General features: G+C 69.2%; 1 protein-coding gene. It reads left to right on the forward strand.

Annotation, left to right across the window (positions count from 1 at the left end):
• Positions 1–237 precede the first annotated feature (237 nt).
• On the forward strand, positions 238–1,236 hold a 999-nt coding region (locus ACIQNG_RS39105), incomplete at its 3' end, for an IS110 family transposase (RefSeq protein WP_401492034.1).

The raw sequence follows: 1,236 nt of genomic DNA on the forward strand, positions 1-1,236 counted from the left end.
TGACTGTGAGGATTGCTGATGGCACCGCTCGGCGGTCTGACCCACCGAATGACTGACGCCTCGGCTGTCCATTTCTGGAATCGTCGGCCGGCTGGGCGGTGCCGCAATGCACGCGGCCGGTCGGGCTTCTGTGACCTAATAGGAGCCCGGCCAAAGGTCCCACCACAGTCTTGTCCAGCCGCCCGACCGGCCCGTGCGCTCCCTCGCGCATCGCACGGAAGGACAGCAGGACCCAGCATGGCAGACCAGATCTCGGTGGTCGGCGGTGTGGACACCCACACCGACTTCCACCAGGCCGCAGTAATCGACTCCATCGGCCGCCACCTGGCCACAGCAGCGTTCCCGACCACCCCCGACGGCTACCGTTGCTTGCTGGAGTGGCTGCGCGCACACGGCGAGGTCCTCGCCGTCGGAGTCGAGGGCACCGGCGCCTACGGCTCCGAACTTGCCCGGTTCCTGAGGGCGCACGAGCTCACCGTCATGGACGTGGACCGGCCCGACCGCAAGGCCCGGCGGGCCAACGGCAAGTCCGACCCCGTTGATGCCTACGCGGCCGCCACGGCTGTCCTGTCCGGCCGCGCGGGTGGCACTCCCAAGACCCGCGACGGCATCGTCGAGGCCATCCGGTCCCTGCGTGTGGTCCGCCGCTCGGCCATCAAGTCCCGCACTCAGACGATCAACCAGATTCGAACCCTCATCGTCTCCGCCCCCGCCGAGGTGCGCGAACGCCTGCGCGGCCTGCCCACCTACCAGTTGATCGCGCAGCTCTCCCGGTCCCGCCCCGGCACCGATCTCGCCGACCCGACCTGCGCGGTCCGCACCGCTCTGCGACGGCTTGCCCGTCGCTACCAGCACCTGACCGAGGAGATAGCCGAGGCCGACGCTGAACTCGACCCCCTGGTCGCACAGGCCGCCCCGGGGCTGGTCGAGCTGGTCGGTATCGGCACCGAAACGGCGGCCCAGCTGCTGATCACCGCCGGAGACAATCCCGGCCGGCTGAAATCCGAAGCCTCCTTCGCCCATCTCTGCGGAGCATCCCCGATCTCCGCCAGCTCTGGCCGGACCAACCGCCACCGCCTCAACCGCGGAGGTGACCGCCAGGCCAACCACGCGCTCCACACGATCGCCCTCGTGCGGATGCGCTACGACCCCCGCACGCGGCTCTACGTCGCCCGGCGCACAGCCGAAGGCATGTCAAAGAAGGACATCTTCCGCTGCCTCAAACGCTTCATCGCG

The organism is Streptomyces sp. NPDC091377 (assembly GCF_044757045.1).
Taxonomy (GTDB): Bacteria; Actinomycetota; Actinomycetes; order Streptomycetales; family Streptomycetaceae; genus Streptomyces.